Origin of the sequence: Bordetella petrii (genome assembly GCF_020991325.1) — a bacterium.
Taxonomy (GTDB): Bacteria; Pseudomonadota; Gammaproteobacteria; order Burkholderiales; family Burkholderiaceae_B; genus Bordetella_A; species Bordetella_A petrii_E.
Map to the genome: position 1 here is coordinate 1 of NZ_JAJMLX010000525.1, position 831 is coordinate 831.

The 831-nt window shown below is 72.0% G+C and carries 1 protein-coding gene; it reads right to left on the minus strand.

Annotated elements, in window-relative coordinates:
- A partial coding sequence (locus LPZ50_RS25120; RefSeq protein WP_230665536.1) for a DUF2868 domain-containing protein occupies nt 1-831 on the minus strand: 831 nt, incomplete at both ends.

Sequence of the window (831 nt, forward strand, 5' to 3'; positions counted from 1 at the left end):
GCCCGCGTTCGCCGGGCCTGCCAGCCAGACCCGGGTGTGGCCGGCCTTGCCGGCCAGCTCGGCAATCAGCCCCAGGGTGCCGCGGTCGGGGGTCTGGCGCACGTCGCAGACGATCAGCAGGCGGCGCGCGCCGGCCTGGCTCAGGGCGTCCAGCAGCCGGTTGCGCTGTTCGCGCGTGTCCAGGTTGCCTGCATCTACGGTGCCTTCCGGCGCAGAGGCGGGCGGCCAGGGCAAGTCGGTTGGCAGTTCCAGGCCGGCCATGACGCGCTGGTCGCCCAGATTGGCCAGCCGGCCGGCATTCACGTGCGGCTGGTGCAGCGGATCCGCCGGCCGGTCGATGCCGGTGGACTGCGCGGGCGGCAACAGCCGATCGCGCAGCGCCGCATAGCCCGGCAACGTGGTGTCGATGCGCAATTGCCGCCGCGCTCGCCGTGCCTGGGCCATGCACAGCAGCCAGGCCAGCAGGCGCGGCAGCACGCCATAGACGGTTACCACGCCGATCAGCCACACTGACCATTCCGCGTGGGCTGTTGCCGGCAGCAACTGGCTGCCATCGCTGAGGCGCACCATGGCTTCGTCGGGCGTGGCGAACCCCAGCAGCGCGGGCAGCCAGCCCAGGGCCCCGGTCAGGAAAACGAAGGTATCGGGCTGCAGCAGCGTGGTGGCCCATACAAAGCGATAACTGGCCGTGGACAGCATCACCAGCAGGGTGGCCAGCGCGGCCGCCAGGCCGGCCAGCCAGAGCGTGTGGCTGATGGCGCCAAACAGCCAGCGCAACGCGCCGGCCCGGCCCAGCAGGTTCATGAGCGCCTGCGGCACCAGCGCCGCGTC